At 34.2% G+C, this 16177-nt stretch carries 17 protein-coding genes; 15 read left to right on the forward strand and 2 right to left on the reverse strand.

Annotation, left to right across the window (positions count from 1 at the left end; all coding sequences use genetic code 11):
* Window positions 1-4: 4 nt before the first annotated feature.
* From def to M9426_RS08505, 10 genes are all read left to right on the forward strand, one after another.
* Window positions 5-496: a peptide deformylase gene (gene def, locus M9426_RS08460; protein WP_250341969.1), complete on the forward strand. Its 492-nt coding sequence runs from the start codon at window positions 5-7 to the stop codon at window positions 494-496.
* Complete coding sequence (gene fmt / locus M9426_RS08465; RefSeq protein ID WP_250341970.1) at window positions 496-1422, forward strand: methionyl-tRNA formyltransferase; 927 nt, start codon at window positions 496-498, stop codon at window positions 1420-1422. Before def ends, fmt begins: the two co-directional genes overlap by 1 nt.
* Entirely contained in the window at window positions 1422-2114 is a 693-nt protein-coding gene (locus M9426_RS08470) for a zinc metallopeptidase (protein WP_250341971.1), read from the forward strand. Before fmt ends, M9426_RS08470 begins: the two co-directional genes overlap by 1 nt.
* A complete protein-coding gene (gene rsmB, locus M9426_RS08475; protein ID WP_250341972.1) occupies window positions 2114-3406 on the forward strand; it encodes a 16S rRNA (cytosine(967)-C(5))-methyltransferase RsmB in 1293 nt (430 codons plus the stop codon). Before M9426_RS08470 ends, rsmB begins: the two co-directional genes overlap by 1 nt.
* 120 nt (window positions 3407-3526) lie before the next feature.
* Entirely contained in the window at window positions 3527-4546 is a 1020-nt protein-coding gene (gene rlmN, locus M9426_RS08480; protein ID WP_250341973.1) for a dual-specificity RNA methyltransferase RlmN, read from the forward strand.
* Window positions 4547-5263 (forward strand): Stp1/IreP family PP2C-type Ser/Thr phosphatase, encoded by a 717-nt coding sequence (locus M9426_RS08485; protein ID WP_250341974.1) that lies wholly within the window; start codon window positions 4547-4549, stop codon window positions 5261-5263. It begins immediately after the preceding gene.
* Window positions 5264-5270: 7 nt separating this feature from the next.
* Window positions 5271-7259 (forward strand): Stk1 family PASTA domain-containing Ser/Thr kinase, encoded by a 1989-nt coding sequence (pknB, locus tag M9426_RS08490; RefSeq protein ID WP_250341975.1) that lies wholly within the window; start codon window positions 5271-5273, stop codon window positions 7257-7259.
* Window positions 7259-8110: a ribosome small subunit-dependent GTPase A gene (gene rsgA / locus M9426_RS08495; protein WP_250341976.1), complete on the forward strand. Its 852-nt coding sequence runs from the start codon at window positions 7259-7261 to the stop codon at window positions 8108-8110. Before pknB ends, rsgA begins: the two co-directional genes overlap by 1 nt.
* Window positions 8110-8754, forward strand: a complete 645-nt coding sequence (gene rpe / locus M9426_RS08500) for a ribulose-phosphate 3-epimerase (protein ID WP_250341977.1) — start codon at window positions 8110-8112, stop codon at window positions 8752-8754. The genes rsgA and rpe overlap by 1 nt, the downstream gene beginning before the upstream one ends.
* A complete protein-coding gene (locus M9426_RS08505) occupies window positions 8751-9386 on the forward strand; it encodes a thiamine diphosphokinase (RefSeq protein WP_250341978.1) in 636 nt (211 codons plus the stop codon). Before rpe ends, M9426_RS08505 begins: the two co-directional genes overlap by 4 nt.
* A gap of 154 nt (window positions 9387-9540) precedes the next feature.
* On the opposite strand, the gene M9426_RS08510 is transcribed toward M9426_RS08505, so the two are convergent.
* Both M9426_RS08510 and mnmL read right to left on the reverse strand, forming a co-directional pair.
* Window positions 9541-10779 carry a carboxylate--amine ligase gene (locus tag M9426_RS08510; protein ID WP_250341979.1) on the reverse strand — a complete coding sequence of 413 codons (1239 nt, stop codon included), beginning with the start codon at window positions 10777-10779 and terminating at the stop codon, window positions 9541-9543.
* Window positions 10780-10851: 72 nt separating this feature from the next.
* A complete protein-coding gene (mnmL, locus tag M9426_RS08515) occupies window positions 10852-11817 on the reverse strand; it encodes a tRNA modification radical SAM protein MnmL/YtqA (protein ID WP_250341980.1) in 966 nt (321 codons plus the stop codon).
* A gap of 100 nt (window positions 11818-11917) precedes the next feature.
* On the opposite strand from mnmL, the gene M9426_RS08520 reads away from it, so the two are divergent.
* Genes M9426_RS08520 through M9426_RS08540 form a run of 5 tightly spaced genes read left to right on the forward strand, consistent with a single transcriptional unit; the run spans window position 11918 to window position 16159 of the window.
* Complete coding sequence (locus M9426_RS08520; protein ID WP_250341981.1) at window positions 11918-12814, forward strand: tetratricopeptide repeat protein; 897 nt, start codon at window positions 11918-11920, stop codon at window positions 12812-12814.
* Window positions 12811-13566, forward strand: coding sequence for a type I methionyl aminopeptidase (gene map / locus M9426_RS08525; protein WP_005956859.1), 756 nt, complete (start codon window positions 12811-12813; stop codon window positions 13564-13566). Before M9426_RS08520 ends, map begins: the two co-directional genes overlap by 4 nt.
* A gap of 3 nt (window positions 13567-13569) precedes the next feature.
* A complete protein-coding gene (locus M9426_RS08530) occupies window positions 13570-14934 on the forward strand; it encodes an MATE family efflux transporter (RefSeq protein WP_250341982.1) in 1365 nt (454 codons plus the stop codon).
* Window positions 14935-14946: 12 nt separating this feature from the next.
* Window positions 14947-15552, forward strand: a complete 606-nt coding sequence (locus M9426_RS08535; protein WP_250341983.1) for a peptidylprolyl isomerase — start codon at window positions 14947-14949, stop codon at window positions 15550-15552.
* A 4-nt stretch (window positions 15553-15556) separates the two neighbouring features.
* A complete protein-coding gene (locus M9426_RS08540) occupies window positions 15557-16159 on the forward strand; it encodes a thymidine kinase (protein WP_060800124.1) in 603 nt (200 codons plus the stop codon).
* The last annotated feature ends 18 nt before the right edge of the window (window positions 16160-16177 follow it).

Genomic DNA, 16177 nt, shown 5'->3' on the forward strand with positions numbered 1-16177 from the left:
TTTAATGGCAATAAGAAAAATTAGAACAGATGGAGATCCTATTCTTAGGAAAAAATCAAAAGTAGTTACTAATTATAATGATAGATTAAAATTTTTAATAGATGATATGTACGAAACTATGGACCTTGCTCCTGGAGTTGGACTTGCAGCTCCTCAAATTGGAATCTTAAAAAGAGTAATTGTTGTTGATAACAGGGAAGAAGATAATGATGAGGGCGAAAAGCCAATGAGATTTTACATGATTAACCCTGAGATTATAGAAAAAGATGGAGAAGAAGTCTCAATGGAAGGTTGTCTTTCAGTTCCTGGGAAACAAGGAACAGTTAAGAGGGCAAAGCACATTAAGGTTAAGTATAATGACCTAGAGGGTCAAGAAAAACTTATGGAGGCTGAAGACTTTTTGGCTAGGATTATCCAACATGAGACAGACCATCTTGACGGAATACTTTATACAGATAAGGCAATAGATATGTATGAAGCGGAGAGTGAAGAATAATGAAGTTTATCTTTATGGGAACTCCTGATTTTTCTGTTCCAATTTTGGAAAGACTAAATACTCTAGGAGAAGTAGCTCTTGTAGTATCTCAAGAAGACAAGAGAAAGGGCAGGGGAAAGAAATTTACTAAAACTCCTGTAAAAGTTAAGGCAGAAGAACTTGGGCTTGAAGTTTACCAGCCAGCAGATGTAAATTCTCCTGAAGCAATTGACAAATTAAGACATGTTGAAGCTGACATTATAGTTGTAGTTGCCTATGGTCAAATCTTGAGTCAAGAAATTATAGACTTGCCCAAAAAATATATAGTGAATGTTCACGCTTCTCTTTTGCCATATCTAAGAGGGGCAGCTCCAATTAACAGAGCTATTATGGAAGGCCATTCCAAGACTGGTGTCAGCCTAATGAAGGTTGAAGAAGGTCTTGATGCCGGACCAGTTTCTGCTGTGAAAGAAATTGAAATTGAAGAAATGAATGCAGGAGAACTTGAAGATAAGCTTTCACATATGGGCGCAGATCTACTAGAAGAGTTTGTACTTGATGCTTCAAATGGACCAGTAGAATTTATAGAACAAGATGAAGACAAAAAGACCTACGCTAATAAGATTTTAAAAAATGATTTAGATTTAGATTTTAATGACACTTCTGCAAATATAGTAAATAAAATAAGAGGACTTAGCCCACACTATGGGGTAAGGTTCAAATATTATGATAAGTTCTATAAAATTTACAAGGCAGAAGAACTTGAAGACAAAAATGATTTAGAAGCAGGAAGGATAATAAAATCTGACAAAGAATTAATTATTAAAACAGGTGATGGGGCAATTTCTGTTAAAGAAATACAAGCACCAGGCAAAAGGGCCATGGGAATAGATGATTTCTTACGAGGAAATAAATTCCAAGAAAATTATGTGATTGGAGGAAAATAATGTTTGGACCATATTTTTACACTTATGATTTTTCTTATTTAATTTATATACTACCAGGCTTAATTCTTGCCATGTATGCACAGGCAAAAATTAGCTCTGCTTATGAAAAATATAAAAAAATACCCGCTTCTACAAATTTAAGTGGTGCAGAAGTTGCTAGAGAAATTTTAGATAGAAATGGACTTTCAAATGTAAGCATTAGGATGGTTGATGGAAAACTTTCGGATCACTATGATCCCAGAGATAAGACTTTAAACCTATCAAGAGATGTCTATTATAGAAATTCTATTGCATCAGTTTCTATTGCAGCTCATGAAGTTGGTCATGCTATCCAAGACTCAGTTGACTATGCTCCGCTAAAGCTTAGGACAGCCTTAGTTCCACTTGCAAATCTTGGGACACAAGTCTCCTTCTTTTTAATAATACTAGGATTTTTCTTCTCTGTATTTTTTACTAAGTTAGGTATTGCTCTCTTCTTCTTTGCAGTTTTATTTCAAATTGTGACTTTGCCTGTTGAATTTAATGCATCAAACAGGGCAAAAGAAGAGCTTGCTATGGGGATTATATCTGATGAAGATTTAAAAGGCACAAGAGAAGTTCTAAGTGCAGCGGCACTAACTTACGTTGCATCAACTTTAGTTGCAATTGGACAATTTTTGAGACTACTTAGTATATTTGGAAGAAGAGATTAATGAAGAACACAAGAGAAAAAGCACTACAAATAATTAACGATGTCCTCTATAAGGGGACATTTTTAGAGGAAAGTTTAGAAATTTTAAAAGCATCAAATATTGATGAAAGAGACTTTGCCTTCATTAAAGAAATAACAACAGGCGTTGTTAGAAACAAAACTTACTTAGACTATGTTATAAGAGAGAATTCTAAAGTTAGATTTAATAGGATTCACAAAATTATACTTAGCATCTTGGAGATGGCAATTTACCAAATGTATTTTCTCGACAAGGTTCCTGATTATTCTATAGTTGATGAATCTGTTAATCTTGCAAAAATTTATGGCAACAAGGGATCCATATCTTTTACAAATGGAATTTTGAGAAGTATTTCGAAAGAGAAAGCTCTTCAAGTTACCTTAAAGAATTCAATAGATAATCTCTCAACTTACTATTCTCATCCAAGATTTTATACAGAGTACTTCTATGACAAGTATGGAGAGGAATTTACAAAAAAACTTTTAAAGGCAAATAATGAAAAACCGCCCTTTACTATTAGGGTTAACACTTTGAAAATTAATAGGGATGAGCTTATTAAAAACTTAACTGAGTCTGGCTTTGACATCGAAGAAACAACTTACGTGAATGCCCTAAATGTTTTAAATCCCAATGGAATTATAGACACTGAATTTTTTGAAAAAGGTCACTTCTATGTACAAGATCTAGGATCAATTTTGGTTTCTACTTTTTTAAATCCAAGCAAAGATTCAAAAGTACTTGATCTTTGTGCAGCACCTGGTGGAAAAACTACTCACTTATCAGAGCTCATGGATAACACAGGAGAAATAATTGCCTGTGACAAGTCCAAGGGAAAAATAAAACTAATAAAGGAAAATGCCAAGAGACTTGGATGCACAAACATATCTCCAAGGGTTAATGATGCTAGAGTCTTGAATGAAGAGTTTATTAATAACTTTGATTACGTCTTAGTCGATGCACCTTGTTCTGGGACAGGACTCTATAGGAAGAAACCTGACATAAAATGGAATAAGGGGATTGATGACTTAAAGGAACTTGGAGTAATTCAATTAGAAATTTTAAACAAGGCCAAAGAGTATGTAAGAGAAAAGGGACTTTTGCTTTACTCAACTTGTTCTCTATCAAAGATTGAGAACGAAGATGTTATCGAGAACTTTTTAAAAGAGAACGAAAACTTTAAAATAAAAAAATTAAGAGACAAGGATGTATTAAAACTTTTTCCATCAGTAGATGGTTCAGATGGTTTTTCTATTTGTCTCTTAGAAAAAAATTAATAATTATTGAAGGCTGTGAAATTTTTTCTCAGTCTTTTTTTGTATTTGATTAATTTCTTTAAATCTATTTTTATTTGTAGATGTCTAATGGTATAATGATTAGATGAATAGGTGGTTTTAATGGAATTAAATTCTATGTATGAAGATGAACTGCGCCAATTTTTTGAAGATAGAAAAGGGAAAGCCTTTAGGGGCACGCAACTTTTTACTTTTTTCCACGACAAAAAGAGATATGATGTGGAGAACTCAAATCTTTCGGCAAAGGCCATCTCCCTTATAAAAGATGAAGAAGTAAATAAGATTGAAATTTTTAAAAGTTTCGACTCAGACATAGATGAAACGAGAAAGATGCTCTTTAAATTAAAAGATGGAAACCTAATTGAAGGCGTCTTAATGGAATACAAGCATGGTTATTCCCAATGTGTGTCAACTCAAGTTGGATGCAGGATGGGTTGTGATTTTTGTGCTTCAACAAAGTCTGGTCTTGTTAGGAACCTAAGTGCTGGCGAAATGCTAGGACAGGTTTATGAAATCGAAAATAAATACAATATAAAAATTTCAAACTTTATATTGATGGGAAGTGGAGAGCCTCTTGATAATTTCGATGAAGTAATTAGGTTTATAAAACTTCTTCACGACGAGAAGGGCCACAACACCTCCTATAGAAATATTACAATTTCAACTTGTGGAGTAGCTGATAAGATTTATGATATGGCGGATTTAAATCTTCCAATTAACCTAGCAGTTAGTCTACATCAAACTAATGACAAAGATAGGTCAGCACTAATGCCAATTAATAGACGCTTTAATCTTGCTGAACTAAAAAAATCCTTGGAATATTATGTCAAGAAGACAAATAATAGGATTACCTTTGAATATACAATGATAAAAAATCAAAATGATGGAGTTAAAAATATTGATGAACTTTATAATTTTGCAAAAAACTTAAAGTGTCATATAAACTTAATTCCCTTAAATCCCATAGAAGAATTTGATGAGAAAAGGCCTTCTAAGGCTGAAATCAATGACTTCAAAAATAAACTTGAGAAAAAGGGATTTAATGTAACGATAAGAAGAGAACTAGGTAGCGACATCAGTGCCTCATGTGGACAACTTAGGCGTAAGATCGAGGTGAAATGAATGAAAGTAGTATCAGCAACAAATGTAGGCAACTACAGAAAAAACAATGAAGATTCATATTATGTAAATGAATCAAAAAACTTATATGTATTGGCTGATGGAATGGGAGGTCATCTTGCAGGTGAAAGAGCATCTAAGATGGCAACTGAAATAATTGGACAGGACTTTGCAGGAGAAAGGGAAGTGACAAGCATTGATGATGCAATAGAAATCCTCTCTTCTTCTATTCGAGATGCCAATAAAAAAATCTATGAGAGCTCCCAAGAAAATGAAGATTACAGGGGAATGGGAACTACTTTATCAAGTGGACTTATCTTAGATGATGTCCTTATTTATTCAAATATAGGAGATTCTAGGATCTACAGGATAAATGAAGAGATGGAGCAAATAACTCAAGATGATTCCTTTGTAAATTATCTAATTGAAATTGGAGAAATTACGGAAGAAGAAGCAAAAAATCACCCCAAGAAAAATGTCTTAACTAAGGCTATGGGGACCACATCTGATATAGAGGTTATAGTTAACACTCTTAACATTAAGGATAAGGATGTACTTTTATTTTGTTCTGACGGGCTTACAAATATGGTTCCTGATGAGGAAATATTTAAGATTGTAAAAGAAAACAGCCCTGAAGAAGCTAGGGATATGCTTCTAGACTTAGCCCTAAAAAATGGTGGCATGGATAATATTACATTTATTTTAGTATTTAATGAGTAGGTGGGCAATGATTAATAAAATTTTAGGTAATAGATACGAAATATTAGAAAAAATTGGCACTGGCGGTATGGGCAATGTTTTTAAGGCTCATGACAGCAAACTTGATAGAATAGTTGCCATTAAGGTTCTAAAATTAGAATATAACGAAGATAACAACTTTATAAGAAAATTTAAGAGGGAGTCTCTTGCGGCAGCAAGTATCTCTCACCCAAATATAGTTAGCATTTACGATGTTGGAACTGAAAAAATCCAAGATAAGGAAGTCCACTATATTGTAATGGAATATATTGATGGGAAAACTCTTAAGGACTTGATTAATGATGAGGGAAGACTTTCTGAAAAGAGAGCTTTAAACTACTGTATACAAATTGCTGAAGCTTTAAAGGTTGCTCACTCTAAGCACATAGTCCATAGAGATATAAAATCTCAAAACATTATGGTAACAAGAGACGACAGGATAAAGGTTACAGACTTTGGAATAGCGAGAGTGGCAGACAACACAACTGTTACAGCAACAAATGCCGTTATGGGTTCTGTTCACTATTTTTCACCTGAACAAGCGAGGGGTGCAAAAGTAGACAACAGGTCTGACATTTATTCATTGGGTATAGTACTCTTTGAAATGTTAACAGGAAGGTTGCCTTTTGATGCAGACAATCCAGTATCAGTTGCCCTAATGCAAGTGCAATCTCAGATGCCAAGGCCTTCTGAATTTATAAAGAGTCTCGACCCATCAGTTGATGCCTTAGTTTTAAAAATGACAGAAAAGGATCCGGACCACAGGTATAAGGACGTCTTTGAACTCATTAAAGACATTAAAGATTACACTATGGGAGCAAGGACTTTTTCAGTAAATAGAGTTTATGAGGAAGATGACAATACTGCCTTTGTCACACCTCCTATTAACAGAAGACCTAATAGGAATCATTCAAATAATCTTGATGCTAAAAGACCAAATAAACCTAAGAAGCTTGTTAAAAAGAAAAAATCTGTAGCTCCAGCCCTACTAGGTATATTCTCAGCTATCGTAATCATTGCTCTTTTAATATATGTAGTACCAAAGGCAATAAAGGGAATGAAGTCAGGCGATGTTGTTGAAAAAATTGCTGTTGAAAATTACATTGGGAAGACAAGAGAAGAGGCTAAAGAACTTATAGAGGCTCAGGGCTTAGTCTTGGATGTAAATACGGTGGAAAATGAAAAGGAACCTGATGGTGTGGTATTAGGACAAAATCCAGAAGAAGGAACTTCAGTTGAGAAGGGAACAACAATTACCCTTGAGATTAATGAACTTCCAGATTCTGTACCAGTTCCACCACTTAAGGGTTTATCAGAAGAAGAAGCTAAAAAACTACTCGAAGAAAATTCATTAAAACTAGGTTCTGTAGAAGAAGAATTTAATGACACTGTTGAAGAAGGCAAGGTAATTTATTCAAACCCTGATGGAGGTTACTCTGTAAAAAGAGGAACAGCGGTTAAACTTATTGTCTCTAAGGGACAAGATAAGACTCCTGTTGTCCTAAGCGACTACAAGGGAATGGATCAAGATGTTGTTGTAAATCAACTAAAGAGTTTTGGACTTACTGTAGTTATAGAAAATGGACATAGTAACAAGGTTTCTGAAGGTCAAGTTTATGACATGGATCCAAAGGCAAAAACAAGTGTAGAAAAGGGTTCTACTGTTACACTTTATATTTCCAAGGGACCAAAAGTTGAAGATGAAGATAGAAATGATGATAAGAATAGCGATGAAAGCAACAAAGAAGATAATTTTAACAAGGTAAACCATATAAAGGTTAAGGTGCCTGATGACGGCGAAAGCCACAAGGTTTCTGCAGACAGGGTAAAAGATGGAAGTGGAAATAAAACTGGTGGTCAAACTGTTTGGAACTACAATGTTGAAGCTGGAGATGTTGCTAGCGTTGAACTTATTGGGCCTGGCGAATACAACATTTATGTTGATGGCAACCTTGTAAAAACAGAGAAGATAAGATAATGATTGGAAAGATAATAAAACTAACTGGTGGCTTCTACTATATTCTTGCTGAGGGACAAGTTTATGAAACAAGAGCGAGAGGAAATTTTAGACATTCTAAGGTAGATCCTATAGTTGGTGACAATGTAGAATTTAAGTTTGAAGAAAAGACTCTGGGATATATTGAAAAAGTATATCCCAGAAAAAATATGCTCACAAGGCCAAAGGTTGCCAATGTTGACATGGCTTTAGTTGTTGTTCCTGTTATGGATCCAAAATATAATTTAATGACAATAGATAAGACTATTATCCAGGCAGAGGACCAAGGCATAGATGTGGCAATTGTCATAAATAAGTGTGACCTCGATAGGAAAGAAAGTGAGAAACTAGCAAACATATACAAAAACTCTGGATTTAAAACTTTTATGATTTCAAATAAGGATAACTCCATAGAGGACTTAAGAGATTATATAAGGGGAAAAACTGTTGCCTTATGTGGCGTCAGTGGTGCAGGCAAGTCAACTATTACTTCTAGGATATTAGACAAGGACGTAGAAGTTGGAAAAGTTTCTGACAAGACGAGAAGAGGAAAGCACACAACAAGACACACAGAAATCCTATTCAAGGATGACCTTTATATCTTTGACACGCCAGGATTTTCTTCCTTGAGCTTAAATATTAATAGCGACGAATTAAAAAATTATTTTAGAGAATTTGAAAAATATTCATCTTGCAAGTTTAACAACTGTAACCACATAAGAGAACCACAGTGTGGAGTAAAGGAAGCTCTTGAAGCTGGAAAAATTGAAAAAGAAAGATATGAAAACTACTTATACATTTTTGAAGAATTAAAAAGCAAAGGAGAATACTAATGATTTCACCATCACTACTCTCAGCAGATTTTACAAATTTAGAAAAAGAAATTAAGATACTAAAGGAAGAACGAGTTGACTTTCTTCACCTTGATATCATGGATGGCAACTACGTGCCAAATATTTCCTATGGTCCTGGTATTGTAAAATCCTTGAGACCCTTAACAGATATTCCCTTTGACACCCACCTAATGATTGAAAGACCAGAAAATTTTATTGAGGATTTTAAAAATGCAGGCTCTGACATTATAACTATCCATCCAAGCACAACAAAGCATCTTGATAGGACTCTTTCACTTATTAAGTCTCATGGTATGAAGGCAGGACTTGCCCTAAATCCATCAGATAGTCTTGAAGTCTTAGACTATACTTTGGACAAGCTAGACCTAGTTTTAATCATGAGCGTTAACCCGGGTTTTGGGGGACAAAAATTCATTCCATCTGCACTTAGAAAAATTTCTGAAGTTAAGAAGATGATTGAAGAAAGAAATATCAATACCTTAATAGAAGTTGACGGCGGTGTCAAGCTAGACAACGCAAAGGAAGTTCTAGCTGCTGGAGCAGACATACTTGTTGCTGGCTCTGCAATTTTTCAAAAAGACAAAACTAGAGAAAACATAAAGGCCTTTAAGGAACTCTTATGAAAAAAGCACTTTTAATTTCTGCTGGTAGGCAAGTTTCTAAAGAATTAATAGAAAAGTATCCAGACAGGTTTATAATTGTAGCAGATGGTGGTGCAAGACTTCTTATGAAGTATGACCTAGGAGCTGATATACTCTTGGGAGATCTTGATTCTATTGGAGAGGAAGCTTTAGATTATATTAAGGAACACAAGATAGAAGTAAAAAAGTTTCCTGCCAAAAAAGACTTCACTGACACAGAGCTCGCCCTGTCTTACTTAGTTGATGAGGGCTATAAGGATATTGTAATTCTTGGAGCTTTGGGAACAAGACTTGACCACGAACTTGCAAATTTATTGAACCTTAAAAAATTATATAAAAAAGGAATAAGTGCAAAGATAGAAGACGACTACAATGAAGTTATTTATGTAGAAGAAGGTTCTTACGACTTTGTGAGAACCAATAAAAAATATTTTTCTTTAATAAATGCTGGTGATAGGATGAACTTTACAACTAAGGGACTCTATTATGAAGTAGAGGACCTTGAAATTAATTCAGAAAATCCTAGTAGGGGAGTTAGCAATGAAATGGTGGGAGATAGTGCCACTATAAAAATTAATCAGGGCTCAGCCTTTATCATTCAGTCAAGAGATTAAATAGAAACCCAAGCTTTAAAAAGCCTGGGTTTTTCTTTTTATAAAAAATTTTTGAAGGAATAAGTATTGGAAATGAAAATTAAAATTTAGTAATTAATTACATAAAACTTACTGCAAAGAAAAACCAGCTCCCCTAAAAGAAGCTGGCAATTTTTTATTTCTCTAACTTATAATACATTTTGTAATGCTTTATAGATCCATACTTTCTCTTTAGATAAGTAATCTTTCTGCTAATGCTAAAGTCTTTCTTGTTGTTAATTGTAAATTCGTAGCCATTCTTTAAAAGCTCATCAATAGTCTTGTGGTACTTTTCATTTGTGTACTCTTTTAAAAGTTTTGGATGGGCATTCATCCAAATTTTTGAAGTTTCCTTGTGGTAGTAAACTTCTTCTTCAAAGCCAAGGTCTAAGAGGTCACGAATATAAAAATCAAGGACATTTACGCCACCAGCAGCCATGAAGTAATGACTTTGAGGAAGTCTAAGATTCATTTCAAAGGCCTTAAAGGTGTTGTCACGTGGATCGTATTTTAAGTCTATGTTTGAATAACCAGTGTAGTGAATTGACTCTAACTTTTCCCTATAGAACTTATAAAGTTCAGGCATATTTCTTGTGTAAATTGCGTCGTTATTTCCAATCCTAAGTGGAAGTGGATCTGCAAGAAGAATTTGACCATAAACCATCATCCTAACTTTTCCATTCTTGTCACAGTAGACGTTAAAGGAAGCTTGGTTTGATGCAGGACCAGGAATAAATTCTTGGACAAGCATGGTACCTTCATAGTGGTTGTCGTCGTAAATTGTTTTTACAACTGATTCAAGTTCTGCATAGTCATAAATTGTATAGACCTTATACTTGTTTGGAAAAGATAATTTTACATAGGATATAGAATCGTTAGGTTTAAGTATAAGTGGGAACTGTAGGTCAAGACCTTCTATTTCCTTAGAAGAATTTATTATTGCAAATTTAGGATAGGGAATGCCAAGTTCTTCGCAGGAGTTATAAAAGTCGATTTTATTTTCAAGTCTGTCATTTAAGTCAGTAGATGGTGTGTTGAACTTGTAATAATCCTTTATTTTTTCCTTATTGTTTGAAAGTAGCTTAGAGTATTCATCTCCACAAGGAATTGTAATTAGGCTGGCATCCTTATTTGCTTCAGCAAATTTTATCATTTCACTGACAAAAACTTCGTTGTTAGAAAAATTTTCTATAATCTTCCTATCAAGGATTTTCGAATTGTCTGTAGCAGGAAGGGGCTTTTGACAAAAAACTGTAGAGATTAGACCGTAGTTGTCATTTAAAATACGAGCTATCCCATAGGCATTTTCATCGGAACCAAGAATTACAAACTTAACATTATATTTTTTTATTATATCTCTAGAAATATTTTTCATGTTTCTCCTTTTATCCATAAATTTATTTAGTCGCTATATCTTTATACATTATACACTAGTGGGAGGGAAAATTTAAGAAGGCTGGGTAAAAGCCCTATCTTTCTCCTTCCAATAATTTACAATTTTTATAATCTCCTCTTGAGAAATTATTTTTCTATTATTTTCCTTTAAAGCTTTGTCAATTTGTGAAATCACAGACAACTTGTCAGCACACCATTTAGGTTCATAAAGCTTTGATTTTGGTGGGTCACCACTTATCCTATGGACTACAGTTTTCTTGTCAATCCCATCTAGGGCTCTAAGAATAAGTTCCACATATTCATCTTTTGTTAGGATTTTAAAATTTTTATTTTTGTAAAGTTTATATATTTGAGAATCCTTCAAGATGTATAAGTTGTGAAACTTTACTCCAAAGGGTGCAATGTCTTTTATGTAATTAATTGTTTTCTCGAAGTCCCCTTGATCTTCATAGGGAAGGCCAAAGATAGCATGAATTAAAAATAAAATATTAGCATCCTTTAATTTATTTATAGTTTCATCGAAAAGCTTGTGGGAGTAGCCACGGTTAATTAGTTTGATTGTATCTTCATTAACTGTCTGCATTCCAAGTTCAAGCCACAAAGTTTTCTTCTTAGAGATTTCTTTTAAATACTGGATTTTCTCATCATCAAGACAATCACACCTAGTTGCAATAGAGATACCTCTTATATCGTCACGGTCTGCAACTTGATTATAAATTTTTTTTAAATTATCTAAAGACCCATAGGTATTTGTAAAATTTTGAAAGTAGGCTATGTAGTTGTCAGCCTTCCATTTGTTTTTTAAAAACTCTTTTTGAGACTTTATTTGGTCACCAATACTGAGAGACTTTGAACCAGCAAATTCTCCACTGCCTTCGTCGGAACAAAAGATGCAACCAGTCTCTGAAAGTCTGCCATCTCTATTGGGACATGAAAATCCTCCATCAAGAGAAAGCTTGACAGTCTTGCCACCAAAGTATTCCTTAAAAAAATCATTAAAGGATAAAAATCTTCTCACGTTTATCACCACATTCATTATATATTTAATTAAAAATTATTTCTATGTATATGAAATTGAAAAAAATACTATATAATAGAATAGGAATTGAGGTTTTTTAATGGACTTAAAATTTAAAAACTATTTAATTTTAGCAGAAGACTTTTTAATAGATGGCGACTATGATAAGGCTGAGGACCTCTTATTAAAGTCTCTTAACTTTACATCTGAGAAAGACCTAGATGAAAGAATTTCAGTTTACTTTGAGTTAGCTGATATTTATCTAAAGAAAGAAGCTTATGAAGAAGCAAAAAATTATTTTGATAAGATCTTAGCTTTGAAGGAGATGCCAGGAGCTTATTATGGGCTTGCCATTACCAATGATTTTGAGGGTGGAGACACAAACTACTCTATAGAAAATTACAAAAGAGCCATTGACCTAGACCATACCTATGACAGAGCTCACTATTATCTAGCTCATGCCTATGACAAACTTGGAGAGAGTAAGCTTGCTATAGAGGAATTCAAGAAAGTTATCGACTTAGATGAATTTGACTTTGTGGCCTACAACGACCTTGGATCCATCTATGAAGTCCTAAATGAAAATGAACTTGCAGAAAATTATGTAAAAAAATCATTATATATTAAAGAAGATTATGGTAGAGCCTTATATAATATGGGTGTACTTTGTAAGAAGAAGGACGACAACAAGCAGGCACTTAAATATTATTATGATGCCATTAGCAAATTTGAAGATCCCTTTTTATTTTTAAATATGTCTGCAATTTATATCGAAGAAAAGGATTATGAAGCTGCTATTGATATATTAAACAGGGGACTTATAGATTTTCCAAAGTCTGTGAATCTCCATTACAATAAGGCCTGCTCCTTCCACTTGCTTGGAAGAGATGACTTGGCCAAAGAAGAGATTATAACAGCGATAGAAATAAATCCAGATGCCTATGATTGGGCACTAAGAGATGATGATTTAAGTGAAATAGTAAAGGAGTTAAAATGATAATTATAAAAACAGAAGATGAAATTAAGAAAATGCAAGTTGCTGGCAAGGTCTTATCAGATGTTCACCACAAGCTTAGAGATTTTATAAAGCCAGGTGTTAAGACAATTGAAATCGACAGATTTGTGGAAAATTATTTAAAGGAAAGAGGGGCCTATCCTGAACAAAAGGGTTATGAAGGCTATCCTTATTCAGTTTGTGCATCTGTTAATGATGAAATTTGCCACGGTTTTCCAACTGAATATGAGCTAAAAGATGGAGACATAATTACAGTTGATATGGTTGTAAATGTGGATGGATGGCTTGCCGATTCAGCTTGGTCTTATGAAGTGGGCAATGTTTCTCCTGAAGCAAAAAAACTTTTACAAGTAACTCGTGAAGCAATGTATAAGGGAATAGAAAAAGCTGTAATTGGAAATAGACTTGGCGATATTGGAGCAGCAGTTCAAAAACACGCCGAAGACAATGGTTACTCTGTGGTAAGAGAATTTGTTGGACATGGAATCGGTCAAGAAATGCACGAAGACCCACAAGTTCTACACTATGGAAAGCCTGGTCGTGGTCTAAGAATCCAAGAGGGAATGGTATTTACTATTGAACCAATGATAAATATGGGTAAGAAGGAACTCACTATTGACGACAATGGTTGGACTGCAAGGACAAAGGACGGCTCTCTTTCAGCTCAATATGAACACCAAATTGCAATTACAAAGGATGGTCCAATAATTATTACAGATCAAGGTGACTGTTAATAAATGAGGGAAGTCAATTTACTAAGGGGAAATATTTTTTCTGCCCTATTAAAAATGGCTTTGCCGCTAATGGGAACGGCCTTTGTTCAAATGGCTTATTCTCTTGTTGATTTAATGTGGTTGGGACGACTCTCTACAGAAGCTGTTGCTGCTGTAGGAGCCTGTTCCTTTTTAGTTTGGATGGCTCAGGCCATAACCCTTGTTGCCAAGACAGGAGTTTCCGTAGGACTGTCTCAGGCCTTTGGGAGAAATGATGATGAGTCATCGAAAAAAGTTTGGATAGCAGGATTTGTAATCAATTTGATTTTTTGTATAGGACTAATGACCCTATACATAAGCATGAGAAATAATATTATTGGATTTTATAGGCTTGAAGAATCCGTTCACACCATGGCAGTTGATTACTTATTAATTGTTAGTGGAGGACTAATTTTTACTTTTTTAAATCCAATTTTATCTTCGGCTTTTTTTGCCAAGGGGAATTCTATTACACCCTTTAAGATTTCAATTATTTCCTTGGTTATAAATTTAATCTTGGACCCCTTTTTTATATTTGGAATTGGGATTTTTCCGAAGATGGGAATAAGGGGAGCGGCCTATGCTACTGTCCTTGCTCAGATGGTATCTAGCTTATTGTATCTTTATATTGGAGTAGCAAATAGAGAAATATTTGTTAGGACAAACTACTTTAAGATGCCAGAAGGGTCTTACTTTAAATCTATTTTAAACCTAGGCTTACCTGCATCACTCCAGTCTTTAATTCATGCTTCAGTGAGTATGATACTAAATAGATATATAGCAAGCTTTGGTGCTCTTTACATTGCAGTTTATTCCATTGGTTCACAAGTTGAATCAATTTCTTGGATGACTGCCGATGGGTTTGCCGTTGCCTTCTCTGCCTTTTTTGGTCAAAACTTTGGAGCTAAAAATTATGAAAGACTCCATGATGGAAGAAGAGAAGCTATGAAAATTGTAAATATTATTGGAATTTTTGCTACAGTCCTCTTATTTTTCTTTGCAGAAAATTTATTCAGACTCTTTATACCTAAGGACCCTGAGGCAATTGTAGCTGGTATAGATTATTTAAAAATTTTAGCTTTTTCGCAATACTTTATGACTTTAGAAATTGGTACTACAGGGATGCTAAATGGACTTGGGCTAACAAGGTATCCTGCTATAAATTCTATGGTATTTAATGTGTCAAGGATTCCAATGGCTCTTTTATTGATGCCAATCTTCCACGTAAATGGAATATGGTTGGCAATGACCCTATCGTCGGTTTTAAAGGGAATATTTTTAACAATAGTCTATTATTATTTGCGAAAAAAGACTCAAGGATTTAGAATTAATATGAAAAGTTATTTATGAAAGGGAGATTTAATGTTAAAACAATTTGAAAAACCTGCAATTGGAGAAAAGATTGCAGTATTAAAAACTAATAAAGGCGATATTAAAATTAGATTATTTGAAGAAGCAGCACCTCTTGCTGTTGAAAACTTCATTTCACTTATAGAAGATAAATACTATGACGGAATAATTTTTCACAGGGTTATAGAAAACTTTATGATCCAAGGGGGAGACCCAAGTGGGACAGGTCGTGGAGGAGAAAGTAAGTGGAAGAAAGCTTTTAAGGATGAATTTGATGTGAACTTTAGAAATTTTAGGGGAGCTCTTTCCATGGCTAACGCTGGTCCAAACACAAATGGATCTCAATTTTTTATAGTGCAAGGGGATAAACTCTCTGATGATATAATTTCACAAATGAAAGATGCTGGAGAAGAAAATGGTTATCCTGAAGAAATTGTAAAGGCCTACGAAGAAAAGGGAGGAGCTTTTTGGCTGGATGGAAAGCACTCTGTTTTTGGACAAGTTCTTGAGGGAATGGATGTAGTTGATGACATTGCCAAGACTAGAGTTGGTTTTATGGATAAACCAGTTAACGACATAGTGATAGAAGAAGCAATAGTAGAAGAGTATAAGGGATAAGATCATGCATCAGTATAGAGGAAGAATGATATTACACACAGGTTCTATGTTTTCTGGAAAGACTAGTTCACTGGAAAAGGACCTAAAGAGATTTTCTATTGCCAATTACAAGGTAGTTGCCTTTAAACCACTTATGGATAAGAGGTATGCTAAAAATGAAATTGTAACACATGATAAGATTTCCCTTGATGCTGTTGAAGTTGAATCAATAAATGAAATCTTAGCTTATGTAGAAAAATACTCTCCACAAGTTATTGGAATCGATGAAGTACAATTTTTGTGTGACACGCCTGAACTTGTATTAGAAGACTTAGAAAAAATTCTCGATATGGGAATTACTATTGTATTAGCAGGACTTGATATGGACTACATGGCTCAACCTTTTGAAATAGTAAAGGAACTTATGCCAAAGGTTGACTACCTCAATAAGCACCATGCAGTTTGCAAGAAGTGTGGAACCGATGCTTGGGTTTCTCACAGAAAAATCAAGAGTGACAAGAGGGTAGAGCTTGGAGCTGTAGAAGAATATGAACCACTTTGTAGAAGATGCTATAGGGAAGCAAGAGAAGAAGATAAGATAAGAAAAAACCAAGAAAATTTTTTATAAGATATTGACAACCTCTAA

It is taken from the genome of Peptoniphilus genitalis (genome assembly GCF_023614525.1).
Lineage (GTDB): Bacteria > Bacillota > Clostridia > Tissierellales > Peptoniphilaceae > Peptoniphilus_A > Peptoniphilus_A genitalis.